We start from the raw sequence: 17,259 nt of genomic DNA on the forward strand, positions 1-17,259 counted from the left end.
CACCGCTGAAGCCCATGCGGGGAGCGCCATGGCTGCCGTGGCTGCGGTCGCCGCCACGACGATCGTCACGGCCGCCTCGCGGACCACGGTCGTCGTCCAGGCCCATCTCGACCAGCGGATCGATAACCTGATCAAGCAGAGCAAGCAGCTGCTCGACGCTATCGGCAGAAATCTGCGGAACGAGCTTCTTGCGCTTCTTGGCCTGAGCAGCGATCAGCTCCTCGGCATCCTCGCTCGCCATAACAACGACCTTGCGCATATCGGGCTCTTCGGGCTCGATACGAGCAACGATGTCGAGCTTCTCGGCCTCGGCAAGAATGGCGTTGAGGTCGCGAAGGCCCATGCCCATGAGCTCAGCCATCTCCTTCTGCTCCATCTTGGGCTTGAGCTCCAGGAGCTTAAGGGCACGCTGCAGATCGCGACGGCGATCGGCCTCGGCCTCGGCCTCCTGAGCCAGAGCACCGCGACGGTTACGCAGCAGGCGAGCAGCACGGTTCACCTTATCAAACAGCTTGTCATCCAGATCCTCGGGAGCAGTCTGGCCCTCGGCAGCCTCGACAACCTCGTCGTCCTCGGCAACCTCAGCGTCGGCCGGGGCGGCCTCAACATCTGCATCCTCAGTCGTAGCAACCTCGGCCTCAACCTCAGCCTGCTCGACCATATCCATCGTCTCGTCCAGTTCCATGTTCTCGTTCTCGGACATGTGTCTCCTCCCGCGCTCTAGATGCGCTTTTCAATCATGCAACCATATCTGGTCGCTTACCTGCGGCGTGGCGGCCTTCCGACCCGTTTTTGCCACGCTGCCTTTGCCGTTCCCGGCAGCCTGTGCAAGTTTACGCATGTTGATGCCAAAACCCGCGGGCAAACTCGCGTCTCCACAGGTTACGCACGTACAAGCATAAAAAAGGGCACGCATCTTGCCGATGCGTGCCCCCAGAAAGAGGATATCGAATACACTTTGGCGCTCGTCCAAGTCCCGTATGCGCTCAACGCAATACCGGTCTGCACCCGTACCCGATTGGCGCCTTAAGCCAGCAGCTCGCGAATGCGCTCCACCTGCTCCGGCGTTGCCTGCACGGCAGGCTCGAACACCTTGGTCGATACGGGCAGGCCCTTGACCATAACGGCAACCTTAATCGAAGAGATAAACAGATCGCACACGTCATAGACAGCCATGAGGTGCGAAATGCGCTCGGCGGCCTCCACGGCCGTAGCATAGTCGCCCTCCTGGTAAGCACGATGCATGCGCACGAACGTCTCGGGCTCGACATTGGTAAGACCGCTAAGGACGCCATTGCCACCCGACACGCGATTGACCAGGTAGTATTCGTCAAAACCGGAGAATACGGTGAACTCCGGGTTCACAGCGCGAGCGGCACGAATAACTTTGCGCGTATGGCTGATGGTATCCACGGTGTCCTTGATGCCGCAGATGTTGGGGTACTGCGACGCCAGACGCGCCACCAGCTCGGGGCTAAGATCGGTACCCGTGCGCGCCGGGAAATTGTAGAGGATCACGGGCAGCTTCGTCACCTTGGCGATACCGCCAAAGTAAACCTCAGCGGTAAGGTCGGTCGGGCCAAAATAATACGGGGAGACCGCGAGCACGGCGTCGGCGCCCACTTCCTCAGCATAGCGCGTGAAATCGAGGACGTTGGAATACGTCGTATCGCCCACTCCAGCAAAGACCTTCATGCGGCCGGCAACACGGTCCACAGCGAACTTCAGAGCCTCCTTCTTCTGGTCGAGGCTCACGCTGTAAAACTCGCCGATGCTTCCAAACAGCAGCACGCCATTCATGCCCGCATCGGCAAGATGGTCAAGATGCTTGCCCCACAGGTCGAAATCGATTTTTCCCTCATCATCCGTAATAGTGATCGTCGGGCAAAAAACGCCTTCAAACATGTTTGCATCTCACTTTCCCGGACAGGCGCTATCGCACAAATCCTAACGTAATCTAACGGGTAAACACGAAACCCGCCTTCGCGGGAAAGCGGCTCGCGGGCTTCGTCATATATATGGGTTATTCGATCGGTCTCTAATCGATCTGCTCGTTTTCAAACACCACGCCCTTTTGCAGGATGATGTTTGCGTACTGAGCTCTCTCGCTAGTCGCGATCACGGCATAGGCCTTCTTGGCCTCGTCGTAAAACGGGAAGCGATCAATGGTGCCGATAGCGTCACGGCCGCGCTCGTCGACCTTCGAGATAAGCTCGGCATACGTATCCCAAATTGGAGTCGCGCAGTCATCGCCCGGCACAACATCCATCAACGTGACAGGTTTCTCGACATACTGATCGAGCGGATAGAGCTTCAAAATAGCCTCGAGAATCTCGGGCACCCCATGTCCGTCGCAACGCACAAGACGATTCCCCTGGGCAATCGATGCCGCAGGAAAATTGCCATCGGCGATTACGAGCGTGTCTCCATGCCCCATCTCGCACATGATGGAAAGGAGCTCGGGAGGAAGAATTGGCGAGATACCTTTAAGCATGCTCGTTTCCCTTTTCTCGATATCCAAAAGAACCTGCGCGCTGCCTTGCGCAACGCGCAGGAAAAACAACTAGAGCTTGAGGCCGTAGGCGCGCACGGCGTTGTTCATGAAGAAGTCCTCGTCGTCGCCAAACTCATCGCGCAAAACGCTGAAGTGCTCGTCAAACGTCGAGTAAAGCTTCACAACCGGCCAGTTAGACGCATAAAGCAGCTTATCAGAATCAAAGGTCTCACGCGTGAACTTAAGAAGGTCGGAGACGAACTTCTTATCTGCCGTCGGGAAGCCCGAAACCTTAAGGTAGAGGTTGGGCAGGCTCGCCATCTTCTTCATGACGGCCTTGTACTCATCGGAGAGTTCCTCCACATTGCCAAGGTGGTTGAGGATGACGGTCTCCTCGGGAGCCTGGGCAAAAGCCTCATAGGCGTCTTCGAGCTCATTAACGCGGTTGCAGGACTCGAAAGGCAAACCCTTGGCAGCCATTGCATGCAAACCATCGATAAAGCTGGGCTCGAGGCAGCGACCCTTAAGCTCCGAGTCGATATGAAGCGGCTCGCGAATGCCCGCGGCAAAGGCCGGGACACGCATCCAGGGCGAAACATCGCTGCGAAGCATGCAGGCTAGCATCTTGGGATCGGCAGACTTGATGTCATACGCGATCTTGTCCTCGGCCTCATGGTCGGCGCAATCGACCTCAACGTACACGCCGCCCACAAACTCGACGCCTGCCTGGCGCGCATACTCTGCTTCAAGGTCCTTGAGGGTATAGGTATGCGTGATGGTGCCGTCGGTACCCTCAAGCCAGGGGAGGTCTTGGGTATCCAGGTTCCACACATGGAAGTGCGAATCGATTACTTTAAGAGCCATAGTGGCTACTTCCTTTCCAAACCGATCTTGCAGCCAAAAAGACCGTACCATGCAACGTACAGGAATCCCGGAACCGCCACAAGCAGAGCAACGTTGATGCCGGCGGCATCGGCGATAGCGCTCATGAGCAGCGGGATCAAGGCTGCGCCCACAATGGACATGACGAGCGCAGAAGAACCGGTCTTGACAGCGGAACCCTTAAAGCCAGTCAGCGTGAGCGAAAAGACCATGGGATAGCCAATGGAGACAAACAGGTACGAGACGATCATCGCGACAACGGACACCGGGCCCAGTCCCAAAAACGCTACGAAGAACAGGATGGCGGAGGCGGTCATGTAGATGCCCAGAAGCTTACCGGGCTCGACCTTTGCCATGATCGGGGTGGACACGAAGCGTCCCACGGTAAAGAGCAGCGACAAGATCGAGAGGTATGCTGCGGCGGTGCCAGCCGTCATGCCCGGCCACTGCTGCATGGCAAAGCTAGAGAACAGCGACATGCCGGCAACCTGCAGGCCGATGAAGATGAACTCGGCCAAGACGCCCAGGGCAAAGTAGGGACGCTTGAGCATAGAGCCGATCGAGACCTTCTCGGCATTGCCGTTCGCTTCTTCCTCATCGCCCGGAGGCGTTGGGAGCTTGACGAAAACAAACACGGCAAGAACAACGGCAAGCACGACGGCGATAACGATGTACATGCCGCGCATGCTAGAAAGAAACGCCAGCTTGGCAGCGGCAAAACCCGGGTCGCCAGCAGCGACGGTAGAGCCCAGGAATTGCGAGAGGATAAGCGGACCCACGATATTGCCCACGCCGTTAAAGGACTGGGCCAGGTTCAGACGCATGGACTCGTGCTTCTCGTCACCCAGCTTGGTGATGTAGGGGTTGCAGTTGGTCTCCAGGGTAGAGGCGCCAGCTGCAATCACGAACATGGCAAGAAGAAAGATGCCGTAGGATGCGGCATTGGTGGCGGGCACCGTGATGAGCGAACCCAGCACGAAAAGCGCGAGGCCCATGACGACGCCGCCCTTGTAGCCAAACTGCTTTGCCACGATCGAGGCGGGAATTGCCATCACGAAATAGGCACCATAGTAGGCAACCTGTAGCAGGCTCGCCTCGGTACCAGAAAGCTCGAGGTAGTTGGCCATCGGGCTGTTGAGGGCGTTGACCAAGTTCATGGTCAGGCCCCATACAAAGAAAAGTGAGGTCACAAGGACGATGGCAACCGTGGCCGCCGAGCCCTTCGACGAACCCTTTTTGCTAGAAGCAGTCATAAACCAGCCTTCTTCTTTAGTGGCTACTATACGTAGTTAGTCCAGAGCGCGGTCGAGGTTGACGTAACCGCCGTCGACGTTGCACCACTGGCCGGTGGTGTGGCTGGAACGATCGGAAAGCAGGAAGCAGGTGGTGTCGGCAATCTCCTCGGTGGAGGTCATGCGATGCTCCAGCGGGATGCGGTCAGTGATGAGGGACAGGCGCTTCTGCTGGGCCTCCTCGTCACCGAAGGTCTTGATCCAGTTGGCGTACAGCGGCGTCCAAGCCTCGGCGACGACGATGGCGTTGACACGCACGGAGTCGTGGACGAGGGCTGCGGCCCACTCACGGGTGAGGCCGAGAATGGCGCCCTTGGCGGCGGCGTAGGCCGTCGTCTTGCCCTGGCCGGTGAGGGCGACCTTGGAGGCGATGTTCACGATGGAGCCCTTGGACTCCTTGAGGTACGGGCAGGTCTCGTGGACGAGCTCGAAGTAGTGCGTGAGGTTACCGTGCAGGGACTTCTCGAAGTCCTGCCAGCTCGTGGTCTCAAGCTCCAGGTTGTCGTTACGGCCAGCGTTGTTCACCACGCCGTCGATGTGACCATACTTCTTGTAGACCTCCTCGACGATGGGCTTGATGGCATCGGTGTCGTTGAGGTCGATGTAGTACATCTCAAACGTCTTGGTGATCTCGGAAATCTCGGCGCGGAACTCGTCCTCGACACCGTCCTTGCGGTTCAGGACCACGGGGATAGCACCCTCGCGAGCGAGCTGCAGCGCGATGCCTTTACCGATACCCTTGAAACCGCCAGTGACGAAAACGACCTTGCCCTCGAGATGCAAATCCATTTCTAAAACCTCCTTGTTGCGCCGCACCCTGCAGCGCATCTGTCTCATGCCGTCCTATATCAGCATGTAAGAACCAAAACCGACTATGTGACCACGCGGCTATGCCGCGACATGTCCTACATGTAGTTGCACAGGTGGGGCAGCGCCGTCTCCGTGTAACCAAGTGCCTCGGCGCACGTGGGTTCGCCGTTGCAAACGCGAATGATCTGATCGATCAGCTGATCGCGCAGCTCCTCCATGGTCTGCGGACCATAGATGGTGGCCTGAGCATCGAAGTCGATGTTGTCGGCCATCGTTTTTGCCGTGCGACCGTTGGCGGTCAGGCGCAGCACGGGAGCGATTGCGTTACCCGTGGGCGTACCCAGGCCAGTAGAGAAGACCACGAGCTGGCAGCCGCCTGCAATAATGCCGCCCACGGACGAAGGATCGTTGCCTGGCGTATCCATGACAACAAGGCCCTTGTGCGCATCGAGCTGCGCGGCGTACGGATACACCGCGTTGATAGTACTGTGACCTGCCTTATGAATGCAGCCGAGAGACTTCTCCTCAAGCGTGGTGAGGCCGCCTGCCATGTTGCCAGGGCTCGGATTGCCCTCGCGCATCTCGGCGCCGAATTTCTGAACATACGCCTCGTAGTCGTAGACGATCTTCAGCAGCTGGTCACCGATCTCCTTCGTGGCGGCGCGACGCGCCAAAATGTGCTCGCCGCCAAACAGCTCGGGGGTCTCGCACAAGACCGTCGTGGCGCCCTGCGAAACCATCCAATCGGAAACCTCACCAATCAAGGGATTGGAGCCAAGGCCGCTCGAGGTGTCCGAGCCGCCGCAATTGGTACCAAAGATCAGCTCGTCGATACCGCACTCGGTGCGCACCTCCAACGAGGCCTCGCGCACCAGCTCGCGCGCGAGCCTCGTGCCCTCCTCGACAGCTTTGATCGATCCGCCCACTTGCTGGATGATGAGCGTCTCGATTCGCTTGTTCGTACGTTTACGAATCGCATCGACAACCAGGTCGTTTTGGCAGCCTTCGCAGCCCAACGACACTGCCAGCACAGAATGAATATTTGGGTTGGAAGCAAGTCCTGCCAGGGTATCCACAGTCAGCTGCTGATCTGCATCGACCTGAGAGCAACCGTTTTGGTTATGGAACGTAACGCATCCCTCGACCGCACGAGCAATGCGCTCGGTCGTATCGGATGCGCAGATGCTTGTTGGCAGAATCAAGACGTGATTACGAATGCCCACGCGACCGTCGCTGCGACGATAGCCCATAAAGGTGCGGGTGCACGCCACGGGAGCCGAAGGACGCGCCGCCTCGTTCTGCACATCGGCGTCAACATCGACCGCGTCTTTTAGCGCGTCGCTGCTTGCGCAGTTGTGAACATGCACGTGGTCGCCTGCTTTGATATCGCACGTTGCCTGGCCAATGAACTCGCCGTATTTGACAACCGCCTGGCCTGCCTTGATATCCTGACGTGCCACTTTATGAAACAGGGGCACATCTTGGTTGGCTACTACATGGCCGCTCTCCCCTCCGGGCAGGGCGTATGTCACCTCATCGCCGGCATGAAGCGGGTAGATAGCTACGACCACGTTATCGCGATCGTCGATAATAACGCCATTCCTCATTGGCTGCCTTTCTCTCGTTAGACCACGGCTGTCTAACATCGTAGTGCATCCGTTACATACTCCATGCGCATCGGCATTGATGAGTGTTCGTATATCGGAACTTACTGTTCTAATTCCGAACTCTTATCAAGTACGAATATCGTCATTTTTTTTCTTAATTCAAGTAAACGGAGCTTTATTCTCCGCGAACGGCGGTCCTATATACGAACGTTTTGAAGTCAAGTGGTTATTGATATAGCCCAGACAGCACTTCTTTGACTGCTATAACGCTCCGTTTTGTCTTATATCGAGCTTGATTAATAAGACCGTTCACTCATGTATTCCGCATTTCGCGCTCAATTCGTAAATACGAATGACTAAACTTGCTTCTGGTCCGTCATATGGCTGATAGCGATAAGGAAATGGTGACTATGCCCACGAAGAATACCGATGCCCCACATCGTTCAACGCAACGCGTGCTCAATATCCTCGATGTGCTTTCGCACTCGGACGATGGCCTTACCATGGCAGAAATCTGTCGCACGCTCCAGGCGCCCAAGAGCAGTCTCTTTCCCATAATCCACACCATGGCGGAGGAAGGCTACATCTGCTTCGACGAAACCTCAAATCACTATCGCATCGGGTTCAAAACATATCTTGCAGGCAAAGCTTACGTGCGCGGCAAGGACGCCGTAAGCGTTTTGTCGTCGCAGCTCCAACGCATCGTTCATGCCTGTGGCGAAACATGCCAGGCGGGAATCCTTTCGGGCGACAAAGTGCTCTATATCGCAAAGGTCGACTCGCCGCAGCCCGTGCGTCTGTTCTCCGCTATCGGTCGAGCGCTCCCCATCCATTGCACGGCCATTGGAAAAGCGCTCGTATGCGAACACGAACACGACGAGCTGCATGCGTTGCTGGGCGATGATTTTCATCTCTACACCCCGCGCACGCACGCCACTTTTGAAGACCTATGGGAAGATCTGCAGGTCGTGCGCCAGGAGGGCATCGCTCACGACCGAGGCGAAATGACCGATTCGATCGAGTGCATCGCCGCGCCCGTGCACGTTGACGGCCAGATTCATTACGGCATCGGCATCTCCGTGCCGTCGTATCGTCTTACAATCGAAAAATCCGCTGAGCTCACCCAGCTCCTCGAAGACGCCACCACCTATCTCGAAGCGGTTCTCTCCTAAATCAAAAGGTGACAAAAAGTCGACAGGTTTATTTTGTCACCTTTTGCCATTCGGCGTCCCTTTTCTACCGTTCGCCCCGCAGTGCGCGGCAGCACCGGCAGAACAGTTAACGCCGCCTTGCCCGATTCCGCCACCCCAGGCACTGCGGCCGCCGTCACGCCCGGCCTCCTTCACGCCCCCAATAGGAGCACCGCGTTGAGAACCGTGACGATAAGCGCAATGACCATCAACGTTGCCTTTAGTGCGGCGCTGTTTGCGTACTTTCCCATAACGCGCGGGGAGCTCGTAAGCCATATCTGGACAAAAACTGTGATAGGCAGCTGCAAAGATAAAAGCACCTGGCTCCACACAAGCCCCTGGAAGGCGTCTTGGACGAAGAATATCGAAGCGGTCGCCAGCAAAAACGTGCACACAACGCCAATCGAGCTGTGCCGGTCGCGCACATCGTAGGGCTCACCTGCAAGACCTGCAGAGATGGTCCCCGCTGCCATACCGGCAGTGATGGACGAAGACACACCCGCAAAGAGCAACGCGAGCGCAAACACCGTTGAAGAAGCAGCGCCCAGTATGGGCTCGAGCGTGCATGCCGCCTGCGCAAGATCGGTCACCAGCGTGCCAGCGTTCCAAAATACCGAAGCCGCCAGCAACACCATAGCGCTGTTGATGGCCCATCCCACCACCATGGAAAAGAGTGTGTCGACAAACTCGCTTCTCAAACGCTTGGCAATCGCGTCGTCCCCGCGCTCATTGATGCACTGGCTTTGAATGATCTCGGAATGCAAAAAGAGGTTATGCGGCATCACGACGGCGCCCAAAACCGACACGATAATGGCCGGCGAACCCACCGGGACCGTGGGCGCAACCCAGCCCGCCGCAGCGCTCGCCCAATCCACATGCACAAGAGCAATCTCGAATAAAAAGGACAACCCAATCAGCGATACAAAGCCGATAATCCAGCGCTCGACACGCATGTACGAATTGGTAAGAAGCATGACGAGCGATACGGCGGCCACAACGACCGCGCCCGCTCGCAGTGGCAAGCCCAAAAGCATCTGCAGGGCAATGGCTCCGCCAAGTATCTCGGCCATGGCTGTCGCAACCGATGCAGCAAGGGCCGTGAGCAGCACAAACCTAGAAAGAAAGCGTGGCATATGGCGCGTTACCGATTCGGCCAGGCACTCGCCTGTCACGATTCCCAGATGCGCGGCATTGTGCTGCAAAACGATGAGCATGATTGTCGACAGGGTCACAACCCACAGGAGGCTATAGCCAAATTGGGAGCCGGCAGCCATATTCGACGCCCAGTTTCCGGGATCAATAAAACCTACCGTTACGAGCAGGCCGGGGCCAATCGCTCGCAATATGTCGAGCCCTCCGGTGTGTCCGGTGTGGCGCGTCCCAAACAGGCGTCGATGCAATTGGCCGCGTATTTTTGAGGTTGATGATGGCGTTTGATTCATAGGTCCTCGCTTTATTATTAGCTATGGTTAACTTATAGCGATGCAACCCTCGTTGTCAAGCTATATCAAGCGATATCAATCACGCTGTGGGCGCGCAAACCTATAAATGTGAAAGAGATATGAAAATGTGACAAAATAAACCTGTCGTCTTTTTGTCACATTTTAAGGGAGTGGGGTGAGGATGCCGGTGTTTTGCATGGCGTCGGCATCGCTCATGCGGCCCAGGAGAATGGCCGTAACCGGGCGCAGGTCCTCGGGGACCGTCACCTTAAGGTTGTCGCGCGGGCTGTCGACGCACAGCACGCGACCACCTATGCGTTCCACGAGCGAAGAATCATCGGTACCCACAAAGCCATCGGCCAATGCCGCAGCGTGAGCACGGCGCATGGTCTCGAGTGCGAAGATCTGCGGCGTCTGCGCAGCCCAATAACGGCTACGCGGGGGCGTCTCCACAATGCGATTGCCATCAACGACCTTGAGCGTGTCGATTGCCGCCTGACCGCACACCACGCCGTCGACTCCCGACTCGCAGCGCAGCGAGCAAATAGCGCGGTCGATAACCTCGGCCGTGATAAGCGGGCGCGCCGCATCGTGGATAGCCACGTACTCGTAGCCCGCGGGAACGGCCTCGACACCGGAGCGCGTAGAATCCTGACGCGTCTTGCCGGCCTCGGCAAAGGTGATGGGCGTGGCAAAGTTGTAGGGGTCAATCGCCTGGCGGCGCATCTCGTCCATCTTCTCGGCCGGGCACACCACCACAATGTGGCTCACAAACGCAGAACGATCAAACGCCCTAATGGACCAGGTCATCAGCGGCTTTCCGGCAACGTTTACCAGCTGCTTGCCACCGGGGTTTCCAAAGCGAGCACCACAGCCGCCGGCCACGACCACCGCACATACCGAACTCATCTTCTAGCCCTCCCGCTTGCCATGCATACGTGCGAGCGAATCGGCAAGAATCGCCGGGTTGTTGACACCAAAGTCGCCCAAGCGCTCCGGGTCCTTTTTGATGTCGCCCATCAACTCCTGCAGCGAACCGTACTCGTCCACGATCTTCTCGGCAACGCCGTCGCGCACCACAGAGACGCGCGAAAGCGTACGCAGACCCAGCGGAGTCATAACCGAGTCCTCGTCCAAGTCATCAAAACCCAAAACCTCGGCAACGCGCTTGGGGTTGGAAAGGTCGGACGCAGACATCTCGGCAAAACGTTTGCGAATGGCACGCGCGTTTTCCTCGGAAGACTCGGACGCATAGTCACGAATCATCAGGTCGTACTCGGTATCGATGGTATCGCCTGCAAGCTGCTCGAGCTGCATGCGCACGAGCTTGCCGCGCGTGCCCAGCTTTTCGATGCAAATCTCCAGCTCCTGCTTTGCCTGCTGCAAGATTTCGAAGCTCGAGAAAATGCCGGTGATGTCTGCAAGGGTCACGTAGTCATCCAGCTCCAGCGCCGTCAAGCGCAGCAACGAACGATCAAGCGAGCTGCGCGTGGTCTGCAGCGTACCCACCAGCTGGCTCACCGAACCCATAAGGTCGGGGATAGGCTCGATCTGATACGACTTGCCATGCACGTAGACGTTTACCACGGCGCGACGCTCAGACACGGAGATGACAATCGAGTCGGTGAGGATAGACATACGCGCCGCCGTACGGTGGCGCATGCCCGTCTCACTCGTTGCAAGTGAAGGATCGGGATTGAGATGGAAGTTTGCGCGCAGAATCTGCGTAAGGTCGCCGTCGATAACGATGGCGCCGTCCATCTTGGAAAGCTCGAACAGGCGGTTTGAGGTAAACGAGATGTTAAGCGGAAAACCGTCGTTGCCCGCATTGAGCACGTTTTCAGAGTCACCCACGCAAATAAGAGCGCCCAGATGGCCTGCGATAATCATGTCGAGTGCAGTGCGCAGCGGTTGTCCCGGTGCCGTCAGACGAATCGCGTCTTTCAGCGTTGGCTTAAACGTCTCGTTATCCAATAGTCCGCCTCCATGTTCCGGCAGAAGTGCTATAGAGCTTGCGCCGGATGGCGATTCCGGCACACGAGCCTATTTTTACACGAATGCCGTCGCTGCCCTACTGCCACCCACAAATACCATGCTTTTCTTCTCAAAAGCATGCGGCATGGGTCCAGGGTACGGAGCGAGGACAGGCGCCAAACCATTTCCTACCGCAAAAAACAGGCCTCGAGGAAGTACTTCCTCGAGGCCTGTCTCATAAGGAGCGGATGGCTAATGGGCACCGGAGCCCGTCTGCATCATGCCTCCGGGACCAGCGGTCACGCCCGTGCTCGGCGCAGCACCAGACGTGTGCGGCGCTGCAACCGCGCTGCTGCCCAGAGCGTCCAACGCGCGCGGCGCGGGAATCTCTCCCGTGCCATGGCTAAAGACGAACTTCTCGTCCGCCACGTCGCACAGCACGGTGTCGCCTTCGCCCCACTCGCCTGCCAGCAGCTCCTCCGAAAGCGGATCTTCGATAAGGCGCTGAATGGCGCGACGCAACGGACGCGCGCCGTTGGTAAGATCGGTTCCCTCTGCCACAATCTTATCGATAGCGGCATCGGTAAGCTCGATGTTCATGCCGTTGGCAATCAGACGCTGACGCAGATCGTCCACAAGCAGCTGAGCGATGCTCTTCAGGTCCTCGCCTGTCAGCTTCTGGAACACCACGATATCGTCGATGCGGTTGAGGAACTCGGGACGGAACAGACGCTTGAGCTCGCCCATTGCGCGGCTGCGAATCTCACCCGAGCTCAGACCGTTCTCGCCTGTAGTGCCAAAGCCAACGTTGGACTCCTGCGCGATCTCACGAGCGCCCACGTTGGACGTCATGATAACCACGGTGTTGCGGAAGTCGACCGTCTTGCCCTGGCCGTCGGTAAGGCGGCCCTCCTCGAGCACCTGCAGCAAGATGTTGAAGATGTCGGGGTGCGCCTTTTCGACCTCGTCGAACAGCACGACCGAGTACGGATGGCGACGCACAGCCTTGGTAAGCTGGCCGCCCTCGTCGTGACCCACATAACCCGGAGGGCTACCAATGAGCTTGGAAACCTCGAACTCGCTGCCGAACTCCGACATGTCAAAGCTGATGAGCGCGTCCTTGCTGCCAAACAGATACTCGGCAAGCGTCTTTGCAAGCTCGGTCTTACCGGTACCCGTCGGGCCCAGGAAGATGAACGAACCGCCGGGACGACGCGGATCTTTAAGGGGTGAACGGCTGCGACGAATAGCCTTGGCCACAGCAGAAACCGCCTCGTCCTGACCGATAATGCGCGTTTTGAGTACGCTCTCGCACTGCAGCAGGCGGCGCGACTCGCTCTCGGTAAGCGAACTCACGGGTACGCCCGAGGTAATGGAGACGATATCGGCAATCTGCGCGGTATCGATCACAAGCGGATCGGCATCCATCTGAGCGTTCCAAGCGGCGCGAGCCTCGCCAAGGGCGATCTCGGCGGCCTGCTGGTCCTGCTTGAGCTCGGCGGCACGATTCATGTCATCGTCGTTCGAGGCGGCCTCTACAGCATCGGAGAGCTCGGTTACGCGTTTCTCGGCATCGCGCACTTCTTGCGGAGCGCGGTTCGCCGCGATGCGCGCACGGGCACCGGCCTCGTCGATAAGATCGATGGCCTTATCCGGCAGATAGCGATCTTGGATATAGCGGTTCGACAGGCTCGCCGCCGCTTCGATGGCAGCCGGCGTATAACGAACGTGATGATGCTCCTCATAGCGCGGCACCAGAGCCTTTAGAATCGTGACCGTATCCTCGACGCTCGGCTCCTCCACATCGATGGACTGGAAACGACGCTCGAACGCGGGGTCTTTGGTGAGGTACTTGCGAAACTCCTCGGCGGTGGTGGCGCCGATGATCTGGAAGGCACCGCGTGCAAGCACGGGCTTGAGCATAGAGCTCGCGTCGATGGAGCCCTCGGCAGAACCGGCACCAATCAAGGTATGCATCTCGTCGATAAACAGAATCGCGTTATCGGACTCGGTGCACTCGGCGATAACGTTTTTCAAACGTTCCTCGAACTCGCCGCGATACTTGGCACCAGCCACAAGACCGGGCAGGTCAAGCGCCCAGATATTCATGTTGAGAAGGTTTTCGGGCACATTGCCGGCAACGATCTCTTGCGCCAGACCCTCCACCAAGGCGGTCTTGCCCACGCCGGGATCGCCCAGAATAAGCGGGTTGTTCTTCGTACGACGGGAAAGGATCTCCATCATGCGCGAGATCTCTTTCTCGCGGCCGATAACCGGATCGAGCTTGCCCTCGCGAGCGCGGCGGCAAAGATTGATAGCAAACTGCTCCAGCGTACCGCCGGCAATCTTGGCGCCGGCAATACCTGCCTCGCCCGAGAAGAAGGGCAGACCAGCACCGGGGCGTCCTGCGCCCGCACCTGCCATGGGGCGCTTGCCGCCTTGGTCTTTGGCCGTAAGCCTTTCCACCGAAGCGCGCACAGAAGCACCGGACACGCCCAGGCGCTGGAAGATATCCATCGCAAGGCCGTTGCCCTCGGAGACAATGGCCAGCAACAGATGCTCGGTCGAAACATATGTCTGGTTGTTCTCGCGTGCCAAGCGGAAGGACCGCTCCATCACCGAGATCACAAGCGGCGTGAAAGCGAGCTTTGCCGCCTCGGCGGGCTCATCCTCGGCAGGAACCGTGGTGCGAATCTCCTTGAGCTGCTCCAGGATGTCGTCATAGGAAATATCGAGGGCGCGCAGGGCCTCGGCGGCGATACCGTCCTCCTCCTTGGCAAGCGCAAGCAGCAGGTGCTCGGTGCCCACCTTGGTGGACTTCAGATCGATCGCCTCTTGCTTTGCAAGCGACATGACCTTGCGGGCGCGGTCGGTGAATCTATCCAACATATGCAAACCTCTAACGTGCTAGAAGTTATAAACGATAAACAAGCACCGTTCTCGGCGCTTGTTGTTCTTTACCCATACCATGATTAATGATAACGGAATCCGATAGCTCATCTTTCGCAGCGTAAAAAAAGCCACCCTTGCGGGTGGCTTTCTGGGCAAATTGCTCTGTTGCAATGCAGACAGCGTTACCTTTTATGCCTCGGCAGCGGCAATCGGCGTCACCGGCTCATCGGCAGCCTCGGGCGCGGCGGGAGCCCCCGGGAAGGAAACAAGCTCCATGTGAGGCTCGCCAAAAACCGTACCCAGCGGGAATGCGCGACGGAAGACAAAGCGCGCAAGCGGACCGGCAACAAGCAGATTCCACGGCAGCGCCATCACAAAGTTACGCGGGATGTTGATCGCCCACATCATGGGCAGGACGCTCAGGTTAGCAAGCGGGCCGCCGGGCATATGGAACAGGCCCTCGCAAGCACCGTAAAGCGACATGATGATCACCATGGGAACCACCATGCAAGAGCTCACGGCAAGCGTCATGGCACGCGGCGAACTCTTACCGGGAGTAACCAAATACTTAAAAGCGAAGCCCTTCGCAAGCGAGCTGGCAACAAACCAGTCGCAGCACATGGCAAAGATGTAGGCGAGGGGGAAGCCGAGCCATGCTGCGGCGATGACCTCTCCATTGATGACGCCATGCTGCAAGGCGACGTTATAGATACTCATCCACAAGACCATGCAAAAGCACATGATAAAGGTGAACAGAAGGCTCTCTCGTTTATTGGTAGGCATGTAAGGGCGATTCCTTTCTCTGTGCTGTCGCAACAAAAAGGCGGGCGAGATGGAGCTTTTAAAACTTCATCTCGCCCGCCTATATGCGTCTGCGACTACTTATGTCCTGCATTCAGGCTAGCACGAAAAGGAGGCTCTTCGTAAGCGTAGAGTTTGTGAAATATAGCGCCCTCGTCGCCTCGAACGCCTTTCGCATCAGCTCGTCATTCTCCAGCGTTTATCGGTCAGCGCACGCGCGACACCCAGCCCAACCGGCAAAAACGCCACGATCAGCACGGCACGCACAAACCAGCTGAGCATGTTGCCGGTATCGAAGATGCACATGTAATACATGGCACGGTACAGGTACAACCCCGGCACCATGATGACAATCGAAGGAACCGTAAGAGAAATGCGCGGATACGTAAGCTTCATCTCAACCAGGTGCGCCAAAAGCCCCGAACACAAAGCCCCAAAGAACGCCGCGGCCTCGGGAGGCATGCCAGACGCCAGCCCCAGCATCGGTAGAATCGTCGGCGCATCGACAAGCGTCAAGCGCAGTGTGTTCGAAACAGCGCCGATACACCCCGCCGTCGCCGCTATGCGCACCGGGCTGTTAAACATGATAGAAAAGCCAAATACACCCACAAAGCTCATCGCGATACGCAAAAGCGTCAATACGAGCGGAGATAGGCCCAGCGGCTGAAAATCATCGGGAGAAAGCCCCACGCACTCCGCAACCATCCAGCCAACAAGGGTTGCTACCAAGATAATGGATACAGCGTAGGACAGGCGCTCAATGCCGCTTCTCATGTCCAGCTTCGTGATGTCGAGGCCCGCGGTAATAAGCGGAAACCCCGGAATGACAAAGAGCATCGCTCCGATATAGCCCTCCTTGTGGGCAAGCGCGTTGGGTATCACCTGGGCCAAGCCCAGCAGAGCCAGCAGATAGGTCACGCAGGCCACCGCGACACCCGCCCCCAGTGCACTGAACTGGCCAAACCTACGGCTCAGCATGGAAGCGCGGACATAATTTCCAAGCATGGCGCCTGCAAAGGCGCAAAACATCTCGACAGGGCCGCCGCCCAGCAAAAAGACAAAGGCGCCACAAGCGCAACCCGCTGCAAGCCCCTGTTGGGCCGCCGAGTAGTCCGGCTTGGAATGCTCGACCGTCTCGAGCATCTCATGATACTCACGCACGGTGAATCGGCGGCCATAGGTCTCGATCTCGCGCAGGAAGTTCTCCATCATCCAAATGCGATGTGTATTGACCCCCGTTGTGGGAAGGCTCACAACCTCGCTAAAGCAGTGATGCCCCTCGATGCAGGTGCATTCAAACGAAAGAAGGCTCAGGTCGACATGAATGGTCACGCCAAGCACCTGTGCCACACGGTTCATGGTGTCCCTCACGCGCCAGGCACCCGTACCGCTTGAAAGCATAAGCATGCCCGTGCGACAGATAATCGTCGACTTGTCCATGAGCGAGGCTCTGACGGCGAGGTCGTCCTCCCCCGTCACGACATCATGCCAAACAGTCTTCATGTGCAGGGCGCGTACGCGCATGCCATGGTGATAGTTATCGTTCATCGTTGGCTGCACCGGCGCGGATACGGAAGCATGGGCTTCTTGCGCCGTGCGATGCGCATCACATTGCTCGTCGGTATCCTCAGAAACGATATCAAAGTCTTCCATAGGCTCTAGGGGTCGACGATCGGGCTGCTCGTCGTCGTTTTCGTCCAGAAGGTCGAAAGTCTCCAGAAACTCCCCCGGCTCTTCAAGCTCATCTGTACTCTGGCCTTGATATTTCATGGGCATCCTTTCCTTCACCGCGGGGGTAATCCAAAAGGACTGCTCTCGTTTTCCGCCGTCATCCTAGACCAAATACATGACAGATTCAACTTTTGCACCTATCAA

Annotated in this window: 15 protein-coding genes; 1 reads left to right on the forward strand and 14 read right to left on the reverse strand. The window is 57.6% G+C overall.

Annotated elements, in window-relative coordinates:
• The 7 genes from BQ9843_RS07235 to BQ9843_RS07270 form a co-directional block, all read right to left on the reverse strand.
• A partial coding sequence (locus BQ9843_RS07235; protein WP_075844474.1) for a hypothetical protein occupies positions 1 to 703 on the reverse strand: 703 nt, incomplete at its 3' end.
• A gap of 323 nt (positions 704 to 1,026) precedes the next feature.
• Complete coding sequence (locus BQ9843_RS07245) at positions 1,027 to 1,905, reverse strand: dihydrodipicolinate synthase family protein (protein ID WP_075844476.1); 879 nt, start codon at positions 1,903 to 1,905, stop codon at positions 1,027 to 1,029.
• Between the two features lie 133 nt (positions 1,906 to 2,038).
• Positions 2,039 to 2,494, reverse strand: a complete 456-nt coding sequence (locus tag BQ9843_RS07250; RefSeq protein ID WP_040221141.1) for an RbsD/FucU family protein — start codon at positions 2,492 to 2,494, stop codon at positions 2,039 to 2,041.
• Between the two features lie 69 nt (positions 2,495 to 2,563).
• Positions 2,564 to 3,358 (reverse strand): amidohydrolase family protein, encoded by a 795-nt coding sequence (locus tag BQ9843_RS07255; RefSeq protein ID WP_075844477.1) that lies wholly within the window; start codon positions 3,356 to 3,358, stop codon positions 2,564 to 2,566.
• 5 nt (positions 3,359 to 3,363) lie between these two features.
• Positions 3,364 to 4,629, reverse strand: coding sequence for an MFS transporter (locus BQ9843_RS07260; protein ID WP_075844478.1), 1,266 nt, complete (start codon positions 4,627 to 4,629; stop codon positions 3,364 to 3,366).
• Positions 4,630 to 4,665: 36 nt separating this feature from the next.
• The gene (locus tag BQ9843_RS07265) at positions 4,666 to 5,457 is read right to left on the reverse strand and encodes an L-fucose dehydrogenase (RefSeq protein ID WP_022386190.1); all 792 of its coding nucleotides are present in this window, start codon (positions 5,455 to 5,457) and stop codon (positions 4,666 to 4,668) included.
• 116 nt (positions 5,458 to 5,573) lie between these two features.
• The gene (locus BQ9843_RS07270) at positions 5,574 to 7,085 is read right to left on the reverse strand and encodes a UxaA family hydrolase (RefSeq protein WP_022386191.1); all 1,512 of its coding nucleotides are present in this window, start codon (positions 7,083 to 7,085) and stop codon (positions 5,574 to 5,576) included.
• Between the two features lie 380 nt (positions 7,086 to 7,465).
• Between BQ9843_RS07270 and BQ9843_RS07280 the strand changes: the two genes are divergently transcribed.
• Positions 7,466 to 8,257, forward strand: coding sequence for an IclR family transcriptional regulator (locus tag BQ9843_RS07280; protein ID WP_082218948.1), 792 nt, complete (start codon positions 7,466 to 7,468; stop codon positions 8,255 to 8,257).
• On the opposite strand, the gene BQ9843_RS08725 is transcribed toward BQ9843_RS07280, so the two are convergent.
• The 7 genes from BQ9843_RS08725 to BQ9843_RS07310 form a co-directional block, all read right to left on the reverse strand.
• A complete protein-coding gene (locus BQ9843_RS08725; RefSeq protein WP_154665541.1) occupies positions 8,254 to 8,415 on the reverse strand; it encodes a hypothetical protein in 162 nt (53 codons plus the stop codon). The two genes, BQ9843_RS07280 and BQ9843_RS08725, sit on opposite strands and share 4 nt — an antisense overlap.
• Before the next feature lie 12 nt (positions 8,416 to 8,427).
• Entirely contained in the window at positions 8,428 to 9,717 is a 1,290-nt protein-coding gene (locus BQ9843_RS07285) for an Nramp family divalent metal transporter (RefSeq protein ID WP_083647993.1), read from the reverse strand.
• Positions 9,718 to 9,879: 162 nt separating this feature from the next.
• Entirely contained in the window at positions 9,880 to 10,626 is a 747-nt protein-coding gene (gene ispD / locus BQ9843_RS07290) for a 2-C-methyl-D-erythritol 4-phosphate cytidylyltransferase (RefSeq protein ID WP_040221144.1), read from the reverse strand.
• Positions 10,627 to 10,629: 3 nt separating this feature from the next.
• Entirely contained in the window at positions 10,630 to 11,691 is a 1,062-nt protein-coding gene (gene disA, locus BQ9843_RS07295) for a DNA integrity scanning diadenylate cyclase DisA (protein ID WP_040221146.1), read from the reverse strand.
• Between the two features lie 252 nt (positions 11,692 to 11,943).
• On the reverse strand, positions 11,944 to 14,580 hold the full coding sequence (locus tag BQ9843_RS07300; RefSeq protein ID WP_075844480.1) for an ATP-dependent Clp protease ATP-binding subunit: 2,637 nt from the start codon (positions 14,578 to 14,580) through the stop codon (positions 11,944 to 11,946).
• Positions 14,581 to 14,772: 192 nt separating this feature from the next.
• The gene (locus BQ9843_RS07305) at positions 14,773 to 15,366 is read right to left on the reverse strand and encodes a DUF2798 domain-containing protein (RefSeq protein WP_075844481.1); all 594 of its coding nucleotides are present in this window, start codon (positions 15,364 to 15,366) and stop codon (positions 14,773 to 14,775) included.
• 195 nt (positions 15,367 to 15,561) lie between these two features.
• A complete protein-coding gene (locus BQ9843_RS07310) occupies positions 15,562 to 17,154 on the reverse strand; it encodes a threonine/serine exporter family protein (RefSeq protein ID WP_230205636.1) in 1,593 nt (530 codons plus the stop codon).
• Positions 17,155 to 17,259 lie beyond the last annotated feature (105 nt).

Source organism: Collinsella bouchesdurhonensis, assembly GCF_900155365.1.
In the GTDB taxonomy this organism is placed as follows: Bacteria; Actinomycetota; Coriobacteriia; order Coriobacteriales; family Coriobacteriaceae; genus Collinsella; species Collinsella bouchesdurhonensis.